Here is a 23,960-nt window from a genome sequence, read left to right on the forward strand (position 1 = left end):
GAGAAATAAAAGATGAAAAATGCAAAAGAGATTAAAATAGCTTCAATTACCATATCAAAAGATACACAGCCTCTTGTTGTACCTGAAATTGGCATTAATCATAATGGTAGTTTAGAACTTGCAAAGCTTATGGTAGATAGTGCGGCTCGTGCTGGAGCTAAGCTTATAAAGCATCAAACTCATATTGTTGAAGATGAGATGAGTGAAGCTGCAAAAAGTGTAATACCCGGAAATGCAAAAATTAGCATTTATGAAATCATGCAAAAATGTGCTTTAAATGAAAAAGATGAAAGAGCATTAAAAGAGTATAGTGAAAGTAAAGGACTTGTCTATCTTAGCACACCTTTTTCAAGAGCTGCAGCGAACCGACTTGAAGATATGGGTGTTTTAGCTTATAAAATAGGCTCTGGAGAATGCAATAATTATCCCTTAATCAAACACATAGCAAGCTTTAAAAAGCCTATGATTTTAAGCACAGGCATGAACTCACTTGCAAATATAAAAGAAAGCGTAGCTATCTTAAGAAAAGCCGAAGTGCCTTTTGTCCTACTTCATACAACCAATCTTTATCCCACGCCGCAAAAGCTCGTGCGTTTAAATGCCATGAAAAAGCTTGAAAAAGAATTTGACTGCCTTGTAGGATTAAGCGATCATACCTTAAACAATCTTGCTTGCCTTGGAGCAATTGCACTTGGAGCTTGTGTGTTAGAAAGACACTTTACTGATACTATGCATAGAGAGGGACCAGATATAGTTTGCTCAATGGATGAACATACCCTAAAAGAGCTTATTATACAAAGTGAGCAAATGCGTATAATGAGAGGAGATGGGGCATTAAAGCAAGCAGCAACAGAGGAACAAGTTACCATAGACTTTGCTTTTGCAAGCGTTGTAAGTATAAAAGATATTAAAAAAGGAGAGCTTTTAAGCAAGGAAAATATTTGGGTAAAAAGACCTGGCAAAGGCGGGATTCATGCTAAGCATTATGAAAGCATACTTGGCAAAAAAGCTAAAAAAGATATAGCTCATGACACACAATTGCAATTTGAGGATTTTGAGTGAAAAAAATAGTTTTTGTAACCGGCACTAGGGCTGATTTTGCAAAGATAAAATCCTTAATGCTAAAAGTTGAAGAAGCTCCAAATTTTGAGCTTTTTATCTTTGTAACAGGCATGCATATGAGCAAAGGTTTTGGCTTTACAGCTGATGAGGTAAGTAAGGCAGGATTTAAAAATATATTCCGCTTTATAAACCATGATAGATATTATCAAATGGATAAGGCTTTAGCCTCTACTATAGATGGTTTTTCAAGATTTGTTGCTGAAATACAGCCTGATCTCATCGTGGTTCATGGCGATAGGATAGAACCACTTGCTGCTGCAAGCGTAGGAGCATTAAACAACATACTTGTAGCTCATATTGAAGGAGGCGAGCTTTCTGGCACTATAGATGATAGTTTAAGACATGCCATCTCAAAACTCGCTCACATTCATTTAGTCAATGATGAAAAGGCTAAAAAAACCCTTATGCAACTTGGAGAAGATGAGCAATCAATTTTTATCATAGGTTCTCCAGACCTTGAAATTTTAGCTAATAATAAAGTCTCACTAGAACAAGCAAAAAGCTATTATGAAATAAATTTTCAAAATTATGCTATCGCTACACTTCACCCTGTTACAACCGAGTTTAACTCTATGAAAGAGCAAGCTTTTGAATTTGTAAAAGCCCTCAAACAAAGCGCTAAAAACTATATAGTGATTTATCCAAATAATGATTTAGGTTTTGAGTTTATCATGCAAAGCTATGAAGAGCTTAAAAATTTACCAAATTTTAGACTATTTTCTTCTTTGCGTTTTGAGTATTTTATCACTCTTTTAAAACATGCTGATTTTATCATAGGCAATTCAAGCTGCATACTTAAAGAAGCCTTATATCTTAAAACACCAGGAATTTTAGTCGGCTCAAGACAAAATAACAGATCAGGCTCTCAAAGCGTAACAAAAGTGCCAGCAAAAGCAGAAAAAATTCTAAACGCCATAGAAAATATACATAAAAATAAAAATACCAAACAAGAAAAACCAAAGCTTATCAATAGCTCAAAAGAGTTTTTTACTCATCTTGAAAAAGGGGATTTTTTTAAGATTTCTAAGCAAAAAGTGTTTAAGGAGTTATGATGAATGATATTAAGCAAGCAAGTCAGCATGAAATACGATTTTGCCATATAGATGAAGCTGATCTACTCATGAATTTCATAGAAAATCACTGGAAAAAAGGGCATATATTGGCTCATTCTAAAGAATTGCTTGATTTTCAGCATTTAGATAAAGAAAACAAAAGATATAATTTCGTCGTAGCCTTCAACACTCAAAGCAAGGAATTTGATGCCATACTTGGTTTTATCCCACTAAGCAAGTATGATACAAGCTTAAAAAACTTAAATGAGTATTGGCTAGCTATTTGGATGGTAAAGAAAGAATTTGCAAAACATGGCATAGGCTTAAAATTGTATTATCATTTTATCAAATGCTTTGAGCCTTCAAGCATTGGTATAATAGGCATTAGTGAAGATGCAAAGAAAATTTACAAGGCGTTTAAATACAAAATTGATTTTTTGCAACATTTTTATATCAAAAATGAGACTTTAAAGGATTTTAAAATCGCCTCATTTTCTCAAAATTTACAAGCTTTAAGCTCCTCATCTACTCATAAAATAGAACAAATTTCTTTAGCTTCTTTTAAAAATACAAAGTTATTTTTAGCTCATTCACCACGAAAAAGTTTGGATTTTTTTATTAATAGATATGAAAAACACCCCTTTTATACATATGAATTCTTTGGAATTTTTGAAAAAGATTTTTTACAATGTATTCTAGTTATGAGAGAAAACAAAATACAAGGGGCAAAATGTTTAAGAATAGTCGATTTTGCAGGAACTTTTCCAAGCAATCTTTATACTCAGTTTCAAACCCTACTTCAAAAAAGGCAGTGTGAATACCTTGATCTACTATGTTATACAGAAAATGCAAGTCAAATTGTAAAAGCTGGTTTTATATGTAAAAATGAACAGGATTTAGTGCCAAATTATTTTGAACCCTTTGAGAAAAAAAATGTAAATATAGAATTTGCTTATAAAAGCGAGGCTAAAGATTATATACTTTGTAAGGCTGATGGCGATCAAGATAGACCAAATATACTTCCTTTAAGCTCTGGGGGGGGGGCTTTAATTCATGAAAGGCTCAAAAGCTCTAGCTTTTATCCTCCATACCCTTATCATTTTAAGAACTTACTATGTGCTTAAAGTGCTTTGCTGGGGTATTGTTATGAAAAAAATCATTATACTTACAAGCAATGAGCTAAGACATAGCTTTATGCGTAAAGCGATAGCTTTAGATAGTGAAATTGAGGTTTTAAAAAGCTATTGTGAGCTAAAAAACACTCAAGCATATACATATACAAATGCACAAGATTTGCAAGAAAAACATCTTGCTTTAAGACTTCAAAGTGAAAAAGATTTTTTTCAAGCCTTTGTTGATCTGAGTCCTGATTTATCAAAGCCTCATTTTATACCAGATAAAGCTATTAACAATCAAGAATTTATAGATGAGATCATTGATTTAAAGCCTGATTTGCTTATAGCTTATGGTTGTTCTTTGATAGAAGCTCCATTGATTGATTTTTTTGGCAAGGCTTTTTTAAATGTGCATTTGGGCTTATCTCCATATTATAGAGGCAGTGGAACGAATTTTTTTCCTCTTGTAAATAATGAACCAGAATTTGTAGGTGCAAGCTTTATGTATATAGACAAAGGCATTGATACAGGTGATATTATCCATCAAATTCGTGCTGAAGTTTGCATAAATGATGACTGCCATAAAATAGGCAATAGGCTAATTGCTAAAGTTGCAAGCACCTATAAGGACTTAATTAAAAATTATGAAAACTTAGTTCCCCTAAAACAGCCAAACGACAAAAAAAGTGGCAAGCTCTATAAAAAGAAAGATTTTACCCTAGAAGCCACATTGAAAATGTATGATAATTTTGCCAATAATTTGGTAGAAAAATACCTACAAAAACCAGAATCGCAAAAAGCTTCAATCCTAGAAAATCCAGCTCTAACAAAGGACAAACAATGAAAACCATAATGTATCACTATGTAAGAAAAAGCGATAAAAACTTCCCGTATTTTCGCTATCTTTCAGTTGAAAATTTTAAAAAGCAGCTTGACTTTTTTGGGCAAAAATTTGGCTTTGTAAAATATGAGGATTTTTTAGCACTTTGTGAAAATCCTCATGATGAGCATATCTTTGCTAAAGTAAAAAATAAAATTTTACCCAGCTTTGATGATGGCTTTATCGATCATTATAATTTTGTTTTGCCAGAATTTTTAAAAAGAGGAATTTTTGGTTTATTTTTTATCCCAACAGGAGTGTATGAAAGACAAAAAGCACTTGATGTGCACCGCATTCATTATCTACTAGGCAAGATAGGGGGGGGGGGCTTTGATGAAAGAAGCTAGGAACTTAGTTTGTGAAAATATGCTTGAAATGGATAAGCTAGAAAATTTCAAAGCCAAAACCTACACAAAACAAGATAATGATGAAGCAACGCAGGATTTTAAAAAAATGTTTAATTATTATATAAAATATGAATTTAGGGAACAAATTTTAGATGAACTTGTGAAAAAATTTGCAAATGATGAGCTTATATTTAAAAATCTCTATATGAGTGAAAAAGAACTTATAAAAATGCATGAAAACAAAATGATACTTGGCTCTCATAGCGTTAAGCATTTTGTCTTTTCAAAGCTGAGTGAAAATGAGCAAATCAAAGAAATTCATCATTCTTTTGATTTTTTAGAACAGCTTTTGACAAAGCTTGAAACAAAGCTTTTTTGTTATCCTTATGGGGGATTTCACACCTTTACAGACTTTACTGAAAAAAGCTTAAGTGAATTTGGTGTAGCTTTTTCTTTCAATGTAGAATCAAGAGATACAAAGTTAGAGGACTTAAAAATGCGTCCACAAGCTCTGCCAAGATATGATTGTAACGAATTTGACTTTGGCAAAGCCAGTTTTGGTTAAGGAAAAGTCATGACTCTAGCGATAATCCCAGCAAGGGCTGGCTCAAAAGGCATAAAGAACAAAAATCTTGCCCTACTTGATGGCAAGCCTTTGCTTTATTACACTTTTGAAGCAGCTAAAAAAGCTACTTGTATAGATGAAATTGTTTTAAGTAGTGATTCTAAAGAATATCTAGCCTATGCTAAAGAAAACAACATTAAACCTTTGCTTCGCCCTCAAGAACTTGCAACAGATAATGCTAGAAGCGATGGCTTGATACTGCACGCCTTAACGCATTTTGAGGGTTTTGAAAATATTATCCTACTTCAACCAACTTCACCTTTTAGAACACACAAGCACATTGATGAAGCCTTTCATAAATTTCAAAGCGAAAATGCCAATAGCTTAATGAGTGTTAAGCTAGCTGACAAAGAGCTGTTAAAAGCTTTTATATTAGATGAAAATGGGGACTTAAAAGGAATTTGTAATAATGACTTTCCTTTCACACCTCGTCAAGCTTTGCCTGAAGTTTTTATGAGCAATGGTGCAATTTATATAGTAAAAACAGAACTTTTCAAAAAATACAAAAGCTTTTTAATCCCAAAAAGCCTGCCTTATATAATGAACGAAAAAGAAAGCCTTGATATAAATACTAAAGAGGATTTAGAAAAAGCAAATCAAATTTTAAAGGAGAAACAATGAAAAAAATCATCATCTTTGGTGCAGCTACTGGCGGTAGAGAAGTCGCTGCTCAAATTTTAAATAATAGGCTGGGGGGGGGGGTATGAAATACTCTTTTTTGTGGATAATGATTCAAAAAAGCATGGCACGATGATTGAATTGCAAGAAAAAAGCTTTATGGTGCAAGCACCTCAAATCTTAACACAAACAAATTTTGATCAAATTTTTGTAGCTTCAGTTTGTGGAGAAGACATTATAAAGCAACTTAAAGATGAGTTTAACATAGCTCAAGATAAGATCATTAATCCTTTTTATCAAAGTTATTATGAACCACTTGAAAAATTTTTAGCTAAATTAGCTCAAATTTTTGCCCAAAAGGATATTAAAGGAAGTATAGCTGAGCTTGGTGTATATCAAGGCGATACTGCAAAAAGATTCAATAAATACTTTCCAGATAAAAGCTTATATCTTTTTGATACCTTTGAAGGCTATGCAAAAGATGATATTGAAAAAGGAGACAATGTTTTTGCCAAAGAATTTGGAGAAGGGCATTTAAGCAACACTTCTAAAGAGCTGGTTTTAAGCAAAATGCCAAATCCTCAAAAAGTCATTATCAAGCAAGGTTGGTTTCCACAAACCACACAAGGGCTAGAAAATAAAAAATTTTGTCTGGTTAATCTTGATCCGGATTTATACAATCCTGTATTAGAGGGTTTAGAGTTTTTCTATCCTCGTTTAGTAAAAAATGGGGTGCTTTGCGTGGCTGGATATTTTTCATTACATAGCGGAGTAAAAAAAGCCGTTGATGAGTTTAGTGAAAAATACAAACTTGATTTTATACCACTAGCCATTGGTAACTGGGTAATTTTTGTCAAAACATAAATTTAAAGGAGAATAAATGTTTCACATAGCTTTTACCATAGATGAAAAATACATTAAATATTGTGCTGTTACTATGACAAGCATAGTTAAACATACTGATACTACTCTTGTTTTTAAGGATTTTTTTACTCATTTAGCCTTAGATAAAGAGCTTGAAAATTATGCAAGATTGGACTATGAAAGCTTAAGTCAGCTTGAGCAAAAAGAAGGCTATGTTTTTCATATCATCATCAATGCCATCAGCGAGCATTCAAGAGCAAAGCTTAAAAATTGCATTGATGAATTAAACAAAATATATCCTTGCGAGCTTGAAATTCATCTTGTTGATGATAAACTTTTTGAAGAAGAACTTAAAGTGCCAAAATGGAAAAATTGCTATGCAACATATTATAATTTACTTGTGGGTGATTTTGTATCAGCTCAAACCTGCCTTTTTATCGACGCTGATATGCTTGTAATGAAAGATATACGAATGCTTTTTAGCCTTGATTTTAAAGATAAAAGCTTAATAACAGCTTATATGTTTGAGAATAATACAAACAATCTTAGCATAAATTGTGGTTTTATTTATTTTAATCTCAAACACTGGAATGCAAGAACTTTAAAGCAAAAATGCTTAGAATTTGCTAAAAATCCCAATAGAAAAATTTACTCCGATCAAGATATATTTAATGCAATATGCGCTAATGATACTTTAAAAATTCCAATATATTATAATTATTGGCTTCAAACTCATGATTCAGATAAAAAAGATATCTTTGCTTACGAGGATTTCAAGCAGTTTAAACAAAGAGTAAAAATCATTCATTATATACGCCCTAAGCCTTGGCTACAGCTTTATGATTATATGAATTTTCGTGGAGGCTATGCTGATAGCATATTTTATTATAACAACTATCTTGATTTGTGGTGGGATATGGCTTCTAAAACACCTGTTTTCAAAGAAGAGCTTTTAGATGAAAAAATCAAGCTTAATGTAGATTTTGCTTACAAATTACAAAAACTCGCCCAAGAAAAGAAAAAGCTAGAACAAGAAAAGATCAATTTACTTACCATAAATAAACATACAGAACAAAAACTTGCACAAGAATTGCTGATAAGAACAGGTGCAAAACAAAGAATTTATAATCATCTTTCATATAAAATGGGCATGGTGATGATAGAAAATTCAAAATCTTTACTTGGATATATAAGAATGCCTTATGTATTATCTTATATCAAAGATAAACACAAAGAAGAGCAAAGAATTTATCAAGAAAAAATAAAAAATAATCCAAGCTTAAAACTTCCTCCACTTGAAACTTATGCAGACTATAAAGAAGCTTTAAAACTCAAAGAACATTTATCATATAAACTTGGTGAAGCTTTTATTAAAGCTTATAATAATCGCTGGAAGGGGGGGGGGGCTTATCAAATTCATTTTTATCGATGTGCGTAGGATAAAAAAATTAAGACAAAATAAAGCTAAATAAATAAAATATAAGTTTTACAAACTCATATACTCTCTACTTTGTCCCAAGCGATAGAGTGCAAAGTCGTATTTTATAGGATCGTTTGGATCAAATTGACGCAAATTTTGAGTAAGCTCAAGCACGGCTTTAAAATCATAATTTTTTCTTTGCATAAGTTTTAGTTTTAAAGCGACTTTGTGCGTATGTGTATCAAGCGGGATAAACAAATCCTTAGCTTTGATTTCATCAAAAAGCCCCATATCTAAAGCATCTTTTCGCGCCATCCAGCGAAGATACATATTGTAACGTTTTAAGGGTGATTTTGGTTCGTTTAAAAAAGGCTTTGAAAAGAAAAACTCATAGCCATAACTTCTATATGGATTCAAACGATAAATTTCATCAATAAATGCTTTAAGTGCGTATATCACGCCTTTTTCTTGATAGTTTTTTGTGAAAAAATCCTTAAGTGTGTATTTTTGCACGAAACGTCTTAGGGTAATGAAAATTTGCTCTATATCCTTGCTGTTTTCAAAGCGGTATTTAAGTTTAGCTTGTGAAAAATAGCTTTTTATCGCCTTTTCATCAAGTTTTAGCACGGAAAAATCAAGTTTTTGTAAGAAATTCACTATATTTTTAGCATTTCCATACGCAAACAAAGCACAAATAAGACTTATAAGCTCATCTTGATGAGCTTTAGCAATCTGCAAAGGATCAGGAGCAAGAGCTAGAGCTTCAAGCGTGTTTTTCTCACGCGCAAAGTGCTCTAGCCTTTTCTTTAAAGCAAGCACTTATGACTTAAGTCCAAGCAAGGTATCAAGCATTTGATCGACGGTGGTAACGACTTTTGAAGCCGCTCCATAGCTTGCTTGATATTGAATAAGAGCTGCTAATTCTTCATTTGTATTAACGCCATTTAAAGACTGAAATTCTTCATACACAGAATTATACAAAGTCGTATTTGTAGCGTGAGTGTTGTTGTTTGTCTCGCCATCAGTTGCGATTTTTCCTGTAAAAAGGCGGTAGTATCCATCCAAAGACTTTTTGACTATAGTGCCATCTTCATTGTAAAAATTTACCTCATCATACTGAAGTTGTTGTAAGGCATTTGCTACTTCATTGCCCCCATCAGCACCATTATAGCTTGCTCTAAGCTTGCTTGGATCGCTTAGGTATTCTGTTTTTACACGAATATCACTTGCACTTGAGCCACTGAAAAAACCACCTATATTTAAAGAGCCACTGAAATTTGTGCCTTTATCTTCTATGGCGATTTTATAGTTTGGATTGATAAGATTGATTTGAAAAAGTCCAGATTCGCTTCGAGTATCATAATTAAAAGTCGCTCTTAGATAATCATCTATATCATCAAGTCCATTGTTATTTGCATTATCATCAGTGTTTGAATTGATTTGATTGACAAGATCTTGCATAGTTGTATTAACATCTATGGTAATAGTTTTAGTATTGACTTTATTGCCCTTATCATCATACAACACCAAATCAAAAGTGCCTATTTGTATGTTTTTATCATAACTTATTAAACTTGTATTATTATCAAGATGAGGCAGGGTATCTGAGCTTAGAGAACTTTTTGCTGATGAAGCGTAGATATTATTTGTTTGCGTAATGAGTGTTTTTGTGAAAGTATTCATCATATCTTTATACTCTTGAATCATACCGCCATCATAACGTTGCTCATCTTTGATATAAGTTCTTCCTCGAAGCTCAAGCTGTGCGCCTAGCTTACCACCTGAAATCCTTGTCGTAAGATCAGTGATCCTTTCATCAGTTGTTTCATAGACGATTTTATGACTTCCGCTAACTTCATCTGTGATGATTTTCAATGGAACAAAATTTGAGCCATTTACGATCACATGTCCGTGCAAGGTAAGATTATAGTATTTGCCCCCATCTGTCATGGTTGATTCAAGCTGGCTACTTTGTCCCATAATCGTCTTCGTTGCCACACCATCAACAAGTTTTGAAAGTGTAAGTTCAAGTTCATCTCGCTTGTCTCTAAGTTCGTTTGCGTGATCTGTATCAAGCACTTCTTGCTTGGCGATTTGTTTGTTGATATTAGCGATTTCTTCGCCTATAGAATTAATCTCATCAACCGTAAGCTTAATCTCATCATTTATAGTTTGCTCGATCTTAAGCATATCTTTATAAGTGCTATTTAAATGTTCTGTAAAACTTTGAGCAACTTTGACTAAATTTTCTTTAACAGCACCATCATTTGGAGCTGAAGAAAGATCATTCCATGCTTGATTATATGCTTCTAAATCCGCTAAAATACCATTTGTTTGTATATCCGGAAAGCGCTTGGCTATCTCTTCAAGCTTCGTTTTCATATAGTTTGTAAATTCAAGCTGTGTGCTTGCATCTTTTAGCTTGCTATAAGAGTATTCATCGTGAAGTCTAACTATGGTTTCGACATTTGTCCCCATACCGATTTCTAAGCCACCTTGCACATTATAATGCCCAGCAGTCGTTTGTATCACTCTTTGACGCGTATAAAAAGTGCTGTTGGTATTTGAGATGTTGTTTCCTGCAGTAGCGATTTGAATTTCTGAGGCTTTTAATCCTGTAACACCCTTATTTAAAGTAGCAAATATACTCATGATTTATCCTTTATACATTGAGCTTAAAAAGAGAAGCTACATCTGTCTTTGAATTTGTATAAGCATTATTCGTTCCACTTCCTTGATCAAACATATTGTTTAAAAGTCCATCAAAGAAATTTTTTACAACGATTACAAGTTTGGCGTATTCTTTATTGATAGTATGGAGGCTTTCAAGCTTATTTTTAAAATTTCCAAGTTCAGCTTTATCCTCTTCATCAAGCAATTCAGCAAGGTTTTTCTTCCCATTATCACTTAAAGAAATAAGAGTATCATCAAGCTGTTTTTTCACAGCCTTAAATTCAGCTATAAGTCGGTTTTTGTTTTCAACACTTTCAGGAACACTTTTGTGTTTTCCTTCTTTGATATTGGCTATATCAAGTTGCGTTTGAGAGATAAGCTCGTCTAAAAGCTCATTGCTTTTACGAAGATAATCCTTGATCATTTTTTCCCTTTCTTAGAGCCCAAACTCAAAAAAAGGGAAATGATCTTATTAAAGTAGCGAATCGCTGATAGCCTGAGCGGTTGCGTTCATATCAAGCTTATATTCGCCTTTTTTGATCTGATCGGCTAGTTTTGATAGCCTTTCATTTTCCGTTTTTTGAGTCTCATTTGTTTTTGACTCTTTATTTAGTTGCGAAACATTTGTCGCCGTGCTTCCTACGAAGCTTTGTGTAAGCGCATTTATCATCCTAGACTCCCTTAAGTATTCTTTTCTACAAGCTAGATCGACTAAATGCGAAAAAACTTAAGCCCTTTCTTTCAAAAAATTAAACAATAATTGTGAAAAGCCCATTCCACCACTTAAAGCCTTACTCATGGTATCATTATACATAGAAGTATAAATATCATCGCTTGCGTCTTTTTCAAAAATCGAAGCTTTATTTTTCATCGAAATATCAAGCACAGTTTTAATCAAAAAGGCTTCAAACGCATCAGTTTGCTCTTTTAAAGCCTTATCAAATTCGGCATCTTCTTGTGTTTGGCTTTGTGTTTTGCTCGGCTCAACCTCATTTTTAAGAGCTTTATTTGCATTATATAAATTTGGCGTATGAGCATTAAAGCTTGCTATAAAATTATCCACTTTCATCAAATCACCTCCAAATCAGCGTTAATAGCCCCTGCTCTTTTGAGGTTTTGCATGATAGAAATAATATCATTTGGGCTTGCACCGAGTTTATTAAGCATTCTTGCTACATTTGCTACGGTTGTTTTATTTGCATTGATCCTTAGGGTATTTGATGTAGGATCGATGATACCGCCATCTTTCATATCAAGTTCGTTTGCTGCTAGTGGTGCTTGAGTGTTTGGTTCTATTTTGATGGTGATTTCTTTATGCGTGATTAAGATAGGCTCAACCTCGACATTTACTCCAGAGATGATAGTTCCACTTCGCTCATCAATAACGACTTTATTTTCTGGCACAAAGTCTATATCTTGTTCTAAAACCCTTGCCATAAATTCAACCGATGAAACTTCATCTGGTTTTGTAAGGCGAATGGTGCGTGAATCAAGCGCTTGAGCGATCTCGCTATCAAAAGCAAAATTCAATGCCTTTTCTATATCATTTGCTGTTTTAAAGCTTGCTGTTTTAAGGCTTAGAGTAAGATTATCACTTTGACTAAAATTTTGAGGAATTTCTCGCTCAACACTTGCTCCAGCTAAAACAGAAGCACTTGTAGAGTGATTGCCACCACGCCCACCAGCTCCTCCTGTAATGCCTCCTGTTGAAACAACACCTTGAGCGATAGCATAAATTTCACCATCTATCCCCCTTAATGCTGTAAGCAAAAGTGTGCCACCTTGCAAAGACTTTGCATCGCCCATAGAAGAAACGGTTATATCAAGTTTATCCCCACTTTTTGCAAAAGCCGGTAATTTTGCTGTAACCATAACAGCTGCGGTGTTTTTAGACTTTATGTCATCTGGATTGACTTTTATATTCATACCTTGAAGTAAATTTGATATGGATTGAATGGTAAATTGTGAGTTTGTGCCATCTCCGCTGCCATTTAACCCCACTACAAGCCCATATCCTATAAGCTGATTATCACGCACACCAACGGTGTTTGCCACATCCTTAACCTGCACCGCAAAGCTTGCGATACAAAGTGCAAGTATCATCAACGCTGCTTTCATTTGTCTTTCCTTGTCTTTAAATTTAAAAGCTTAAAAGCAATTTTCGTTCCAATTTTAAAAGCATTAAAGAAATTGTGTGCGTTGTTGTATCTTTTTAAAATTTAAAATATAGTTTTTGTTTTATGTGTTATGGCTGAATTTTAAATTGTATTTTTTCAAGAGGCAAAATTTTTGCCTCTTGTTTTTTGCTTATTCGCAAGTTTTTGGATCGATACTTTTAGGATCAATTTTAGGCAAAAGCATACTTGTAGAAAATAAGCCAAGTATTTTATTGTAAGCTAATATTTGAGCGCGTTCTTCTACAATATCTTTACCATCAATTTTGTATTTATTGATATAAAAAATAGGGATATAAAAATCTTTATATTTTCCATTTTTAAAATTATCATAGTCCTCTATATTATCAGTAAAAGCTATAGGAAAGATCATTCCTTTAATTCCGGGTGTTGGTGTGCCTATATGCACTTCAGCCTTACAAATTTTAGCATTTGCTGGGATATTATATTTTGCTTTTATTTCTTCATAGCTTAAAAATTGTGCATTTTTTTCCTCATCTTTTACAAGCTCAAAAGCTTTTTCTTGCCATTCATTTTTTGGTTTAAAATTTCCAGAGTCTGAATCAGAAGAGCAAGCTGTAAGCACAGCACCTAAGATGAGGGTTGAAGTTAAAAGTTTTAAACTTTTCATAGAAATCCTTTGTAAAAAAATGATTTCAAATTTATCAAAAAAAAAAAAAAACAAAAAGTCAATGCAAATTTGCTTTTCTTGAAAATATTTTTCAAATTTACAAAAGATAAGCTTTTAAAGTATGTAAAATCTGGCTCGCCAAATTTATAAATTCACAAGCCAGAGAAATAAATTCTAGCTATACATTAAAGCGAAAATGCATAACATCGCCATCTTGAACCACATAGTCTTTGCCTTCAAGGCGAAGTTTGCCAGCTTCTTTTGCTTTGGCTTCTCCCCCACAAGTGATAAAGTCCTCATAGCTTATCACTTCAGCCTTAATAAAACCTTTTTCAAAGTCATTGTGTATAACGCTTGCTGCTCTTGGGGCTTTATCGCCTTTATAAATAGTCCAGCTTCTTACTTCTATCTCACCAGCGGTAAAATAATTAATAAGCCCTAGTTTATGAAAAGCGATTTTAATGATACTATTTAAGCCACTTTCTTTTACGCCTAAAGATGCTAAAAGCTCGTTTGCCTCTTCTTCACTTAGTCCAACAAGCTCTTCTTCTATCTTTGCACACAGCATGATTACTTCATGATGATGCGTTTTGGCGTATTCTTTCACAGCCTTTACATAAGCATTTTCCTTGCTTAAACTTGCCTCATCAACATTTGCCCCATAAATCACTTCTTTGGCTGAAAGTAAGCGGAGTTCTTTGTTAAGGCTTTTAAAAGCTTCATTTTCTTTGTCTTCAAAGCTGCTCGCACTTAAGCCTTTATTGAGGTGCTCTAACAAAGCATTAGCAAGCTCTAGGCTTTCTTTTGCACCCTTAGCATTTGCCCTTGCTTCTTTGTTTAGCTTTTCTATTTTTTTGCTAAGTTGTTCAATATCAGCTAAGATAAGCTCGGTTTGAATGATTTCTATATCTCTTATAGGATCAACCTCGCCTTCAACATGAGTGATATTTCCATCATCAAAGCAACGCACAAGGTGTAAGATCACCTCGGTTTCTCTTATATTTGAGAGGAATTTATTGCCCAAGCCCTCGCCCTTGCTCGCTCCTTTTACAAGTCCTGCAATATCTACAAATTCTATCACAGAATGCAAGATTTTTTGAGGATTTACTATCTTAGCAAGCTCTTTTAGCCTAGTATCTGGCACATTAACAAGGGCTTTATTTGGCTCTATGGTGCAAAAAGGATAATTTGCACTTTGAGCATTTTGGGATCTGGTTAGGGCATTAAAAGTCGTGGATTTACCAACATTTGGTAAGCCTACTATACCTACTGAAAGGTTCATTTTTTTAAGCCCTTTTTCTCTTTCTCATCTTTTCTTGCAAGCTCTAAAAGATACGCTATGCACATTCTTACCCCAGCTGCTCCTGCTCCAAAGTTTTGATAGCCCCAAGCTTTTTCCACATAAGCAGGTCCTGCTATATCAAGATGAAGCCATTTATCTTTATACTCTTTGCGGACAAATTTATCGAGAAATAGCCCAGCTGTTAAGGCTCCGCCGTATCTGCTTGTGCCTGTGTTACTTACATCGGCTATATTTGATTTGATAAGTTCTCTTAGATGAGGATTAAAATGTAAAACGCAAGCATATTCTCCGCTTTTTTTGCTCGCTTGATAAAAGTCATTTTGCAAGTCCTCGTTATTACCCATAATGCCACTTGTGTATTCTCCAAGTCCTACTACGCAAGCTCCTGTTAAGGTTGCCATATCGATGAGTAAATTTGGCTTTAAATCCTGAGCATAAGAAAGACAATCAGCCAAAACCAAACGTCCCTCAGCGTCTGTATTTCTCACCTCTATACTCACGCCTTCTCTTGAGATAAGCACATCATCTGGCTTAAAGGCATTGCCTCCTATCATATTTTCAGTTGCTCCTAAAATGGCATGAATTTCAAAAGGCAGTTCAAGTTCAGCTGCAGCTTTGATGATACCCATAGCTGCAGCTGCTCCGCTTTTATCTGCTTTCATAGTTAGCATATAATCAGCCGGCTTTAAGCTCAAACCTCCGCTATCATAAGTAAGTCCTTTGCCTACGAATACTACTTTTTGCTTAGCATTTTTAGCTTTATAGCTTAGGTGAATGAGGCGAGGTGGGTGGATAGAGGCTTTATTTACTGCTAAAAAGGCATTCATTTTTTCTTTAGCAAGGAAGTTTTCATCATACACTTTGCAAGTGATATTTTTATTTTCTTTTGCTAGTTTTGTAGCGTCTTCTGCCATTTTTAGCGGAGTGTAAAGCTCTGGGATTTCATTGACTATATCTTTGGTAAAATGACTTGCCTTGCTTAAAATTCTGCCAGCTTCTAAGCCTTCTTTTGCATCTTTAGCTTCATAAGTTTTGCCATTAAGTTCATCTTTTGAGATGATGAGGGTTTCAAGTTTAGTAGGCTTTTTTTCACTTTTGTATTTATTAAAATCATAGCTTGCAAACTCAATGCCCTCAACCATACTTGCAAAGCTTCTAAAAGTGCATTTTCCAACTACGCAAGGGCTTTTTATGCTTTTAATATTAAGTGTTTTTAAGGCTTTATACGCATTTGCAAAAGCTAGGCGAATATCCTCATACTCAAGACTTTTAAGCTCTACAAAAAGTTTTTTATTCGCACTATCAAGGCAAAGTCCCTCACCTGTGTAGTTTTGCAAATCAAACAAAGCCTTGCTTTCCTTAAAAGGCTTGAGATTTTTATCTTGCACAAAGACAAGTTCAAAATCAGCCTTAATAGCGCTAAGTTTCTTTTCACTGAATTCAATCTTCATGTTCTATTCCTTTTTCTTAATATCGCTTTTTCCATTTGCTTAAAGCCAAAAATCATTAATGATAAAAAGCTGATGATAAGTATAGCCGCATAATACCAATGCTCCTCAGCCCACTTCACAAATTTCCAAATTTCTTCTCCAAAAAACCAAGCCAAAAGTATGGTGATAGCCGCCCAAACCCAAGCTGAGATGAGGTTAATAAAGGCAAATTTTTTCCCACTATAACGAGTGATACCTATACTCATAGGAATCACCGTCCTAAAACCATACATATATCTTTGTATGAAGATGATAGGCCAGCCAAATTTTTGCAAGAGCAAATGTGCTACAGCAAATTTTCGCCTTTGCGAGCGAAGTTTTTTTTGAATGTATTTTTTATTGTATCTGCCTATATAAAAATAAATTTGATCGCCCACAAAGCCACCAAGCCCAGCCACAAAGATAATCATAGCTAAATTTACATGTCCTTCATGAGCAAAAATTCCAGCCAAAATCAAAGCCAACTCACCTTCTAAAATACACCACAAAAAGATGATAATATAAGCTAAATGCTGATAATTATACAGCAGTTCTTTTAAATACTCTTCCATACTTAAAACTCCAAGACACTATACACTGAAGTAAGATTAGCCAATTTTTCAGACCCGCCAAGTGCAACAAGATCGACTAAAAAACAAGCTTCGACGCATTGAGCCCCTGCTTTTTTAATAAGTTCATAAGAAGCAAGAGCTGTGCCTCCAGTGGCGATTAAATCATCAACCAAAAGCACTCTAGCATCTTTTACCTTATCAAAGGCATCTTGATGAATTTCTAAAATGTCATGTCTATATTCAAGAGTATATTCGCAGCTAAAGGTTTTATAAGGAAGTTTGCCGGGCTTTCTTATTGGCACAAAAGGCAGATGAAGCTTTGCGCAAAGTAAAGCTGCAAAGATAAAGCCTCTACTTTCAGTGCCAGCGATAAAATCAAGTTCCTTATCCTTATAGCGATCCTCTAAATGATCGAGCAAGAAAAACAAAGCTTCTTTGTCATTGAGTAAGGTGGTAATATCTCTAAAAAGTATGCCTTTTTTAGGATAATCAGGAATTGTTCTAATCCTTGAAGCAAGAAATTCTTGCTCTTGTTGGGTAAGTTTTGTCATAATAATGCCTCTATCTTAGCTTCAAGCTCTTTAATCCTTTGCCTGAGCTTGTCATTTTCTAATCTATACTGGGAATTTCTTGTTCGAAGCGAGGTTAAATCGCTTTTGATTTTATTGAGTTCTTCAGTTAAAATATCTATATTTCCTAAGCTTCTTTGAAGCTGAATTTGAAGCTTGCGAATGACGATTTCAGTGTCATCAAGGTTATTTTTGATAAAATCTTTTGAAATTTTTTCTTTACTTAGCAAGGTTTTGTAATACAAAAGCATAACAGTAAGATACAAACACAAACAAATCAATAAGGTTAAAACAAGCCAATCTAACAACATTCTTTTTCCTCGATTTTATGCACTCTTTGAGTATGTCTGCCACCTTCAAATTCAGTATTTAGAAATTCTTTTACAATCTCTTTTGCACGATCAACGCTCACAAAACGCGCCCCAAGCGCAAGAACATTTGCATTATTATGCTCTCTAGCAAGTCTAGCAGCTGTTAAGTCGTTACACAAAGCACAGCGGACACATTTGTGTTTGTTTGCGGCTATACTCATACCAATACCTGAACCACAAATAAGTATGCCAAAGCTGTTTTCATCGATCTTTGAAGCAAGCAAATGTGCATAATCTGGATAATCACAGCTTTTTTCATCATGAGTGCCAAGATCATCAAAATCAAAATTTTGTTCCTTAAAGAAAGCGCAAAGAGCTTTTTTTAGCTCAAAACCCGCATGATCGCTTGCGATATAAAGGTGTTTTTTTAGCATTTTTTTCCTAGAAAATAAACCCCCACAAAAGACAAAAACAGCTCTTGTGAATTTTAAAAGTATGATTATAACACAATAAAGTTATGAAAACAACCATTTTTTGTGCGTAATTTTACTGATTTTGGTTTCTTGTGCCTTGATTTTATTCGCTTTAATCAGCACAAAGTTTATTTAAACCACGAAGCAAGTTTATCAAAAAAGCCTTTTTGTTCTTGATGAAGTCCATCTTCACTTACGCCAAAGCTTTTGTTAAGCTCCTCAAGCAAAGTTCTTTGCTCTTCATTTAGCTTGTTTGGAAACTGCACAGCAATTTGCACGATCTGCCTGCCTATTTTGTTGCTGTGTATATCTTTTACGCCCTCATTTTCAAGCACAAAATGATCCTTGTCCTTTGCTCCAACAGGAAGTTCTAAAAAAGCAGAGCCCCTTATAGTAGGGATTTTGATCTTTTGTCCTAAAGCAGCTTGAGTGAAAAATACCGGAAATTCGATATAAATATCAAGATTATCTCTGATAAAATTAGCATCTTCTTCAACCAAAACAACGATATGCAAATCCCCTCTAGTGCCATTTTTAAGGATATTTCCCTTGCCTTGCACTCGCAAAATCATACCATTATCAATACCCTCTGGAATTTCAAGCTCAGTTTTTTCCTCAAGTTCGTTAAAGCCAGCACCTTTACAATCTGGGCATTTTTCTTTGATGATCTGCCCAATGCCATTACACGCTGAACAAGTTTGCACAAAAGTCATAAAACCTCGCGTAGAACCAACTTGCCCTTTACCATTGCATGTTGGGCAAGTTTGCAAAGCTCCGTCTTTTGAACCGCTACCATCACAAGTTTTACAAAAACTTTTATAATGAAAATGAAGCGTTTTTTTACAACCAAATACCGCTTCTTTAAAGCTGATTTGAATTTGAGTTTTGGCGTTTTGGCTGTATTTGTTTTCTGGATTTGCTTTTTGTTTTGAACCTCTGCTAAAGCCACCTCCAAAAAAGCTTGAGAAAATATCGCCCAAATCAAAATCCTCAAAACCAAAACCACCTCCAGAGCTACCTTTCACGCCTTCTTTTCCATAGCGATCATACAAAGCTCTTTTCTTCTCATCGCTTAAAATTTCATAGGCTTCATTGATAAGTTTGAACTTCTGTTCTGAGTCGCTATCGCCTTGATTTCTATCTGGGTGGTATTTTAATGCAAGTTTTCTGTAGGCTTTTTTTATCGTTTCTTTGTCAGCATCACGCGAAATTTCAAGAAGTTCATAATAACTTATTTCCACTTATTTTTCCTTTATTTTGTTTCGTTATAAATTTTAAAAAAAGTATTTTACCAAATTTTTTATAATTATTATTTAATCTTTGTTATAATAGCTACATCAAAAATTTATTTTTCATTACAAAAGCATGGAGGAAGAGGAATGATTAGTGTCTTGATGATAGAAGATGATCCAGATTTTGCTACCTTGCTTTCTGAATACCTTGCGCAATTTAACATCAAGGTTACCAACTATGAAGATCCATATCTTGGGCTTAGCTCAAGCATTAAAAATTACGATTGCTTGATCTTAGATCTTACCCTGCCTGGTATTGATGGACTTGAGGTGTGCCGCGAGATCAGACAAAAAAGTGATATTCCCATCATCATCTCTTCAGCTCGTGGAGATATCAGCGATAAAGTCGTTGGCTTGCAAATCGGGGCTGATGATTATCTGCCAAAGCCTTATGATCCAAAAGAAATGTATGCAAGGATTATGAGTCTTATTCGTCGCTCTAAAAAACAAAGCGATCATGGCAATCAAACTATAAATTCAAGCTTTAGAGTTGATGAAAGAAAACATGAAATTTCATATAATGGCAATGTTTTAACCCTTACTCCAGCTGAGTATGAAATCCTTGATTATCTTATCCGCCAGCATGGTTTTTCAGTTTCAAGAGAACAGCTCGTGCAACACTGCAAAAGCCTCAAAGACAAAGACTCAAAAAGTCTTGATGTCATCATCGGACGTTTAAGAACAAAGATTAATGATAGCTCAAAGACACCAAAGCATATTTTTTCGGTAAGGGGCATAGGGTATAAACTCATAGGATGAGATCTTATTCTATTCGCACTAAAGTTAGTGTTTTATTTATCGTTGTTTTTTTGCTCGTTTGTGCTTTATTTGCCCTTTCTATCATTCTTGAAATGGATATACACCATGAAAATCAAAGCCTAAGACAAAAAAATGTTATCAAATCACTCACAAGCAATTACAATGAAAACTCAAATATAGACTTGCTAAACTACCTGCTAAGCAATAGTTTTAGTATCGTCAAAGGTGAAAAACTCTCAAATAAGATCAAAAGTAAGGGCAATGAAATTTTTAAAGTTGCTACAAATTTTGGGGTTTTTACTTCCATTTCTTACAACAATCAGCTTTTTTTACAGGTGCAAAACCAAGATCACGATTTAATCCTAGAATCAAACAAAGAAAATACCTCTTTTAAATTTATCTTTTTGGGCTTTTTGCTTTCTTTGGCTTTAACGACTTTTTTATATATTTCTATCATTAACTCTTTAAAACCCCTTACAAAACTTCGCCTTGAAGTTGCCCAAACGGCAAGTGGTAAGAGCTTTTCGCCTCAAGGTTATCAAAACAATGAGATAGGCAAAATCGCTACTGAGTTTTACAACACTATGAATAAAAATCACCAACTCATAGAGTCAAGACAGCTTTTCTTACGCACTATAATGCACGAGATAAAAACACCCATAGGCAAGGGAAGAATTATCGCTGAAATGATAGAAGAAAACAAGCAAAAAGGACGTTTAATAGCGATTTTTGAACGTTTAAATTCACTCATTAATGAATTTGCAAAAGTAGAAAGCCTGCTTTCAAAAAATTATAATTTACAATTTAAAAACTACCATTTTTCAGAGCTTTTAAAAGAAGCAAAAATTTTTCTTATGCGAGATGACTTTGAACAAAGAGTACAAGTAAAGCTTTTTGAAGACGCTATTTTTAAAGCTGATATTGAAATTTTTCCTTTGGTGATTAAAAACCTTATTGATAATGCGATTAAGCATTCAGATGATGAAAGTTGTATAGTAGAATGCTATAAAGATCATTTCGTGATTAAAAACAAAGCAGCCCCTTTAAAACAAAGCATTCAAGAATACTTCAAAGCCTTTACAAGAGATAAGGATAACAAAAGCGAGGGTATGGGGCTTGGGCTGTATATCATCGAAAGAATTTGTATGATGCATAATTTTAGTCTTGGTTACGCATACATAAATGGCTTTCATCAATTTCAAATCAATCAGGAAAAAAATAGTGCCACACAATAGCAGTGAAAAATTCAACGAACTCGTGCAAAGTTTTGCAAACCTCCCAAGTATAGGCAAAAAAACAGCCCTAAGACTTGCTTATACGCTCCTTGAAAATCACACTCTTGCTCTAAAACTTGCCCACAATATAGAAAATGCAGTCCGCTTTATCAAACCCTGCCAAAAATGTGGCAACCTCAGTGAAAATGAGCTTTGCGAAATTTGTAGTGATGAAAACCGCGATAAAAACTTACTTTGTGTGGTGCAAAGTGCTAAAGATATACTTATACTTGAAGAAAGCGGAAGTTTTGATGGGCTTTATTTTATCTTTGATGAGATCAGTGATGAACTTGTGCTAAAGCTTAGAAATTTCATCAGTGAAAATGCTTGCAAAGAACTGATTTTTGCTCTCACACACACTATAAATTCAGACGCTTTGATCTTTTTTATCGAGGAAAAACTCAAAGACTTTCATCTTCATTTCTCAAAAATCGCCCAAGGCATACCAAGCGGCGTGAGCCTTGAAAATGTGGATTTTATCTCTTTGCATAAGGCTATGGCATTTCGAACTAAGATCAAAGAGTGATAAGCAAAAATTAAGTAAAGGCAAGTTTTACTATTTTTAAAAATAAATCCAAAAAAGCAAAACAATACACAAAATCCACAAAACCCAACTTCATTTTTAATCTAAAAATTTCCATCATCACTTAAAATTTTCCTCCTCAAATTCAAGTTTTTTTAAAAAAATATTAAATTTAAGCATTTTTTCAGGGGGGGGGGGGTAGTATTTTATGGATATTTTAATTTTTCTTTAAGGAGACACTATGAAGTTAAAAAAGGTGCAGAGTAAGAAACTTTGTTTAAGTATAGCAACTTTGGCTGTTTTGGGAATTTCAAATTTAGGTGCGGTAGATATTAGTTTAGATTATGCTGGACAAGATAAAACAAATATCGATACTTACTTTGATATCGATTCAAACACACAAATTTCGACTTTAAAAGACGCATATAAAAATGACGATCTTACTATAAATTCAAACATTAGTGATATGAGTGATATTTTAGGTGGTGTAAGAATGGATTTGGGCGAACATGCTCTTATTATCAACAATAACACAGCTAGCTCAGGATCAGGCGAGCCAGCCTATATTTCAAGCCCTACTATTACAGCGAAAAACACTACATTTAAAAATATGATCCTTCAAGCTTTTTATGGAACAAGCACTTTTAATGGCAACCTAACACTTCAAGGAGATCGAGGAGCTTTTGATACTTTTGGTGGTGGCACTCTTCACACTTATGGTTCTAGGGTGATTGTAGCAACAGATCAAAGATTACCAGATGGCAGTATCACTTCAGGAGCTGTGCGTGTAAATGGCAACTTAGTAGCCAATGAAACAGCATTTCAATTTGTTGGGAATTCTAAAGCTGATCAATTCGTAGTTACTGGCACAGCAAACATTACAAACACAGGTTTTGTTTTTGCAAGAGAAAATCTTGGAAATCTAAGCTTTACAAACGAGTTTTTAATACGAGCCAATGGAGGCTTTAACGCTGATGTTACAACAAGTAATGGCGGTGGAACATCCTTGCAGCTTGTTCAAAGTTATAGAGATATTTTAACAAATGATTATTCAAGCTTTGAAGAGCAATTTGGCGAGCAACTTAACTCAGAAGTAGCAGCTGATGTGTTTATCGATGACGCTGGCACAAGCAACAGCTTAGATCTATTTGAATACTCCCTCAGCCTCTCAGAAGATAAAAAATCTTTATTAATGACAAGCAAGGTTACTGATGAAGTGAAAAAACTCAGTAAGCAACTTCTTTTGAAAAAAGAACAACTTGAAATCATAAAAACAGAAGTCCAATCAAGCGGAAGCGGTATAGATACTACATTACAAAATGCAATCGTAGCTGATTTAGACGCTCAAATCAATTCTTTAACAACTCTCATCGCTGAAGCTCAAAATGTAGAAAATCAAGCTGGCAGCTCTTACAACTTCAACTATAGTGATGATCTTAGAAAACAAATCGCTGATATACTCAATCCAAATGCAAGCGAAGCAGAAAAAGAACTCAGCACTCAAATCACTCAAAAACTTGATTCATTAGCTGCAGGAGCTGGAGTAAGCAATGACAGAAGAGCCATTTTCTTAGATAGTGCTAACCTTCAAGGTGTAGCTTCAGCTTTAAACTTGGCAAGCGATAAAACTACAGCAAATCAAATCTTTGATAGCATACTTACAAGTAGTGCAAGTCTTAATGAAGCTGTGTCTATAGCTTTAAGCAAAGATAATTTCGCAAAAACGCTTGATGACATCAACTCAAACGCCACCTCCCAAGCCAATGCAAACTCAGCCTCAAGTTCAGTAAGCTCTACAATGAATCTAAGCAATGATATGGCTATAGGTTCAAGACTAGCAAGTCTTAATAATCCTTTTGCAAATTTAGCCTATGCTAAAAAGCTAAGTAAGGCT

At 34.3% G+C, this 23,960-nt stretch carries 27 protein-coding genes; 13 read left to right on the forward strand and 14 right to left on the reverse strand.

Annotated elements, in window-relative coordinates:
* Positions 1-12 precede the first annotated feature (12 nt).
* The 9 genes from neuB (at position 13) to CQA38_RS08645 (ending at position 8,061) form a co-directional block, all read left to right on the forward strand.
* Positions 13-1,062 (forward strand): N-acetylneuraminate synthase, encoded by a 1,050-nt coding sequence (neuB, locus tag CQA38_RS08610; protein WP_137633598.1) that lies wholly within the window; start codon positions 13-15, stop codon positions 1,060-1,062.
* Positions 1,059-2,174: a UDP-N-acetylglucosamine 2-epimerase gene (gene neuC, locus CQA38_RS08615; protein WP_137633599.1), complete on the forward strand. Its 1,116-nt coding sequence runs from the start codon at positions 1,059-1,061 to the stop codon at positions 2,172-2,174. The genes neuB and neuC overlap by 4 nt, the downstream gene beginning before the upstream one ends.
* Positions 2,174-3,298, forward strand: a complete 1,125-nt coding sequence (locus tag CQA38_RS08620) for a hypothetical protein (protein ID WP_137633600.1) — start codon at positions 2,174-2,176, stop codon at positions 3,296-3,298. The genes neuC and CQA38_RS08620 overlap by 1 nt, the downstream gene beginning before the upstream one ends.
* A gap of 22 nt (positions 3,299-3,320) precedes the next feature.
* A complete protein-coding gene (locus tag CQA38_RS08625; RefSeq protein ID WP_170999500.1) occupies positions 3,321-4,133 on the forward strand; it encodes a formyltransferase family protein in 813 nt (270 codons plus the stop codon).
* Positions 4,130-4,516 (forward strand): hypothetical protein, encoded by a 387-nt coding sequence (locus tag CQA38_RS09390; protein ID WP_249355255.1) that lies wholly within the window; start codon positions 4,130-4,132, stop codon positions 4,514-4,516. The genes CQA38_RS08625 and CQA38_RS09390 overlap by 4 nt, the downstream gene beginning before the upstream one ends.
* The gene (locus CQA38_RS09395) at positions 4,503-5,081 is read left to right on the forward strand and encodes a polysaccharide deacetylase family protein (protein ID WP_249355257.1); all 579 of its coding nucleotides are present in this window, start codon (positions 4,503-4,505) and stop codon (positions 5,079-5,081) included. Before CQA38_RS09390 ends, CQA38_RS09395 begins: the two co-directional genes overlap by 14 nt.
* Before the next feature lie 9 nt (positions 5,082-5,090).
* On the forward strand, positions 5,091-5,762 hold the full coding sequence (locus CQA38_RS08635) for an acylneuraminate cytidylyltransferase family protein (protein WP_137633602.1): 672 nt from the start codon (positions 5,091-5,093) through the stop codon (positions 5,760-5,762).
* 99 nt (positions 5,763-5,861) lie between these two features.
* The gene (locus tag CQA38_RS08640) at positions 5,862-6,623 is read left to right on the forward strand and encodes a TylF/MycF/NovP-related O-methyltransferase (RefSeq protein ID WP_137633603.1); all 762 of its coding nucleotides are present in this window, start codon (positions 5,862-5,864) and stop codon (positions 6,621-6,623) included.
* A gap of 16 nt (positions 6,624-6,639) precedes the next feature.
* Positions 6,640-8,061: a glycosyltransferase gene (locus tag CQA38_RS08645; RefSeq protein WP_137633604.1), complete on the forward strand. Its 1,422-nt coding sequence runs from the start codon at positions 6,640-6,642 to the stop codon at positions 8,059-8,061.
* 48 nt (positions 8,062-8,109) lie between these two features.
* On the opposite strand, the gene CQA38_RS09340 is transcribed toward CQA38_RS08645, so the two are convergent.
* From CQA38_RS09340 to dnaJ, 14 genes are all read right to left on the reverse strand, one after another.
* A complete protein-coding gene (locus CQA38_RS09340; RefSeq protein WP_212741827.1) occupies positions 8,110-8,862 on the reverse strand; it encodes a TIGR02757 family protein in 753 nt (250 codons plus the stop codon).
* Positions 8,863-10,695 carry a flagellar hook-associated protein FlgK gene (gene flgK / locus CQA38_RS08650; RefSeq protein WP_212741828.1) on the reverse strand — a complete coding sequence of 611 codons (1,833 nt, stop codon included), beginning with the start codon at positions 10,693-10,695 and terminating at the stop codon, positions 8,863-8,865.
* Between the two features lie 10 nt (positions 10,696-10,705).
* Positions 10,706-11,140, reverse strand: a complete 435-nt coding sequence (flgN, locus tag CQA38_RS08655; RefSeq protein ID WP_137633605.1) for a flagellar export chaperone FlgN — start codon at positions 11,138-11,140, stop codon at positions 10,706-10,708.
* A 48-nt stretch (positions 11,141-11,188) separates the two neighbouring features.
* Positions 11,189-11,386, reverse strand: coding sequence for a flagellar biosynthesis anti-sigma factor FlgM (locus tag CQA38_RS08660; protein WP_137633606.1), 198 nt, complete (start codon positions 11,384-11,386; stop codon positions 11,189-11,191).
* 57 nt (positions 11,387-11,443) lie between these two features.
* Positions 11,444-11,785 carry a hypothetical protein gene (locus CQA38_RS08665; RefSeq protein WP_137633607.1) on the reverse strand — a complete coding sequence of 114 codons (342 nt, stop codon included), beginning with the start codon at positions 11,783-11,785 and terminating at the stop codon, positions 11,444-11,446.
* Positions 11,785-12,834: a flagellar basal body P-ring protein FlgI gene (locus CQA38_RS08670; RefSeq protein ID WP_137633608.1), complete on the reverse strand. Its 1,050-nt coding sequence runs from the start codon at positions 12,832-12,834 to the stop codon at positions 11,785-11,787. The genes CQA38_RS08665 and CQA38_RS08670 overlap by 1 nt, the downstream gene beginning before the upstream one ends.
* Positions 12,835-13,023: 189 nt before the next feature.
* Entirely contained in the window at positions 13,024-13,521 is a 498-nt protein-coding gene (locus CQA38_RS08675; protein WP_137633609.1) for a hypothetical protein, read from the reverse strand.
* Positions 13,522-13,699: 178 nt separating this feature from the next.
* Positions 13,700-14,803 carry a redox-regulated ATPase YchF gene (gene ychF / locus CQA38_RS08680; protein ID WP_137633610.1) on the reverse strand — a complete coding sequence of 368 codons (1,104 nt, stop codon included), beginning with the start codon at positions 14,801-14,803 and terminating at the stop codon, positions 13,700-13,702.
* Entirely contained in the window at positions 14,800-16,275 is a 1,476-nt protein-coding gene (locus CQA38_RS08685; protein ID WP_137633611.1) for a leucyl aminopeptidase, read from the reverse strand. The genes ychF and CQA38_RS08685 overlap by 4 nt, the downstream gene beginning before the upstream one ends.
* Positions 16,272-16,865: a DedA family protein gene (locus tag CQA38_RS08690; RefSeq protein WP_137633612.1), complete on the reverse strand. Its 594-nt coding sequence runs from the start codon at positions 16,863-16,865 to the stop codon at positions 16,272-16,274. The genes CQA38_RS08685 and CQA38_RS08690 overlap by 4 nt, the downstream gene beginning before the upstream one ends.
* 2 nt (positions 16,866-16,867) lie before the next feature.
* Positions 16,868-17,416 carry an adenine phosphoribosyltransferase gene (gene apt, locus CQA38_RS08695; RefSeq protein WP_137633613.1) on the reverse strand — a complete coding sequence of 183 codons (549 nt, stop codon included), beginning with the start codon at positions 17,414-17,416 and terminating at the stop codon, positions 16,868-16,870.
* Positions 17,413-17,745, reverse strand: coding sequence for a hypothetical protein (locus CQA38_RS08700; protein ID WP_137633614.1), 333 nt, complete (start codon positions 17,743-17,745; stop codon positions 17,413-17,415). Before CQA38_RS08700 ends, apt begins: the two co-directional genes overlap by 4 nt.
* Positions 17,736-18,179, reverse strand: coding sequence for a ribose 5-phosphate isomerase B (gene rpiB / locus CQA38_RS08705; RefSeq protein ID WP_137633615.1), 444 nt, complete (start codon positions 18,177-18,179; stop codon positions 17,736-17,738). Before rpiB ends, CQA38_RS08700 begins: the two co-directional genes overlap by 10 nt.
* Before the next feature lie 167 nt (positions 18,180-18,346).
* Positions 18,347-19,459, reverse strand: a complete 1,113-nt coding sequence (gene dnaJ, locus CQA38_RS08710) for a molecular chaperone DnaJ (RefSeq protein ID WP_137633616.1) — start codon at positions 19,457-19,459, stop codon at positions 18,347-18,349.
* A 138-nt stretch (positions 19,460-19,597) separates the two neighbouring features.
* On the opposite strand from dnaJ, the gene CQA38_RS08715 reads away from it, so the two are divergent.
* From CQA38_RS08715 to CQA38_RS08730, 4 genes are all read left to right on the forward strand, one after another.
* Entirely contained in the window at positions 19,598-20,269 is a 672-nt protein-coding gene (locus CQA38_RS08715) for a response regulator transcription factor (protein WP_137633617.1), read from the forward strand.
* The gene (locus CQA38_RS08720; protein ID WP_137633618.1) at positions 20,266-21,504 is read left to right on the forward strand and encodes an ArsS family sensor histidine kinase; all 1,239 of its coding nucleotides are present in this window, start codon (positions 20,266-20,268) and stop codon (positions 21,502-21,504) included. Before CQA38_RS08715 ends, CQA38_RS08720 begins: the two co-directional genes overlap by 4 nt.
* Positions 21,452-22,069 carry a recombination mediator RecR gene (recR, locus tag CQA38_RS08725; protein ID WP_137633619.1) on the forward strand — a complete coding sequence of 206 codons (618 nt, stop codon included), beginning with the start codon at positions 21,452-21,454 and terminating at the stop codon, positions 22,067-22,069. Before CQA38_RS08720 ends, recR begins: the two co-directional genes overlap by 53 nt.
* A gap of 238 nt (positions 22,070-22,307) precedes the next feature.
* The coding region (locus CQA38_RS08730) for a hypothetical protein (RefSeq protein WP_137633620.1) at positions 22,308-23,960 on the forward strand (1,653 nt) is incomplete at its 3' end.

Source organism: Campylobacter sp. MIT 12-5580 (assembly GCF_005406235.1).
In the GTDB taxonomy this organism is placed as follows: domain Bacteria; phylum Campylobacterota; class Campylobacteria; order Campylobacterales; family Campylobacteraceae; genus Campylobacter_D.

Coding starts and splice junctions, on each gene's coding strand:
- neuB (WP_137633598.1), top strand. CDS start 13: ATGAAAAATGCAAAAGAGATTAAAATAGCTTCAATTACCATATCAAAA.
- CQA38_RS08620 (WP_137633600.1), top strand. CDS start 2,174: ATGAATGATATTAAGCAAGCAAGTCAGCATGAAATACGATTTTGCCAT.
- CQA38_RS08625 (WP_170999500.1), top strand. CDS start 3,321: ATGAAAAAAATCATTATACTTACAAGCAATGAGCTAAGACATAGCTTT.
- CQA38_RS09390 (WP_249355255.1), top strand. CDS start 4,130: ATGAAAACCATAATGTATCACTATGTAAGAAAAAGCGATAAAAACTTC.
- CQA38_RS09395 (WP_249355257.1), top strand. CDS start 4,503: ATGAAAGAAGCTAGGAACTTAGTTTGTGAAAATATGCTTGAAATGGAT.
- CQA38_RS08635 (WP_137633602.1), top strand. CDS start 5,091: ATGACTCTAGCGATAATCCCAGCAAGGGCTGGCTCAAAAGGCATAAAG.
- CQA38_RS08645 (WP_137633604.1), top strand. CDS start 6,640: ATGTTTCACATAGCTTTTACCATAGATGAAAAATACATTAAATATTGT.
- flgK (WP_212741828.1), bottom strand. CDS start 10,695: ATGAGTATATTTGCTACTTTAAATAAGGGTGTTACAGGATTAAAAGCC.
- flgN (WP_137633605.1), bottom strand. CDS start 11,140: ATGATCAAGGATTATCTTCGTAAAAGCAATGAGCTTTTAGACGAGCTT.
- CQA38_RS08660 (WP_137633606.1), bottom strand. CDS start 11,386: ATGATAAATGCGCTTACACAAAGCTTCGTAGGAAGCACGGCGACAAAT.
- CQA38_RS08665 (WP_137633607.1), bottom strand. CDS start 11,785: ATGAAAGTGGATAATTTTATAGCAAGCTTTAATGCTCATACGCCAAAT.
- CQA38_RS08670 (WP_137633608.1), bottom strand. CDS start 12,834: ATGAAAGCAGCGTTGATGATACTTGCACTTTGTATCGCAAGCTTTGCG.
- CQA38_RS08675 (WP_137633609.1), bottom strand. CDS start 13,521: ATGAAAAGTTTAAAACTTTTAACTTCAACCCTCATCTTAGGTGCTGTG.
- ychF (WP_137633610.1), bottom strand. CDS start 14,803: ATGAACCTTTCAGTAGGTATAGTAGGCTTACCAAATGTTGGTAAATCC.
- CQA38_RS08685 (WP_137633611.1), bottom strand. CDS start 16,275: ATGAAGATTGAATTCAGTGAAAAGAAACTTAGCGCTATTAAGGCTGAT.
- CQA38_RS08690 (WP_137633612.1), bottom strand. CDS start 16,865: ATGGAAGAGTATTTAAAAGAACTGCTGTATAATTATCAGCATTTAGCT.
- apt (WP_137633613.1), bottom strand. CDS start 17,416: ATGACAAAACTTACCCAACAAGAGCAAGAATTTCTTGCTTCAAGGATT.
- CQA38_RS08700 (WP_137633614.1), bottom strand. CDS start 17,745: ATGTTGTTAGATTGGCTTGTTTTAACCTTATTGATTTGTTTGTGTTTG.
- rpiB (WP_137633615.1), bottom strand. CDS start 18,179: ATGCTAAAAAAACACCTTTATATCGCAAGCGATCATGCGGGTTTTGAG.
- CQA38_RS08715 (WP_137633617.1), top strand. CDS start 19,598: ATGATTAGTGTCTTGATGATAGAAGATGATCCAGATTTTGCTACCTTG.
- CQA38_RS08720 (WP_137633618.1), top strand. CDS start 20,266: ATGAGATCTTATTCTATTCGCACTAAAGTTAGTGTTTTATTTATCGTT.
- recR (WP_137633619.1), top strand. CDS start 21,452: ATGGCTTTCATCAATTTCAAATCAATCAGGAAAAAAATAGTGCCACAC.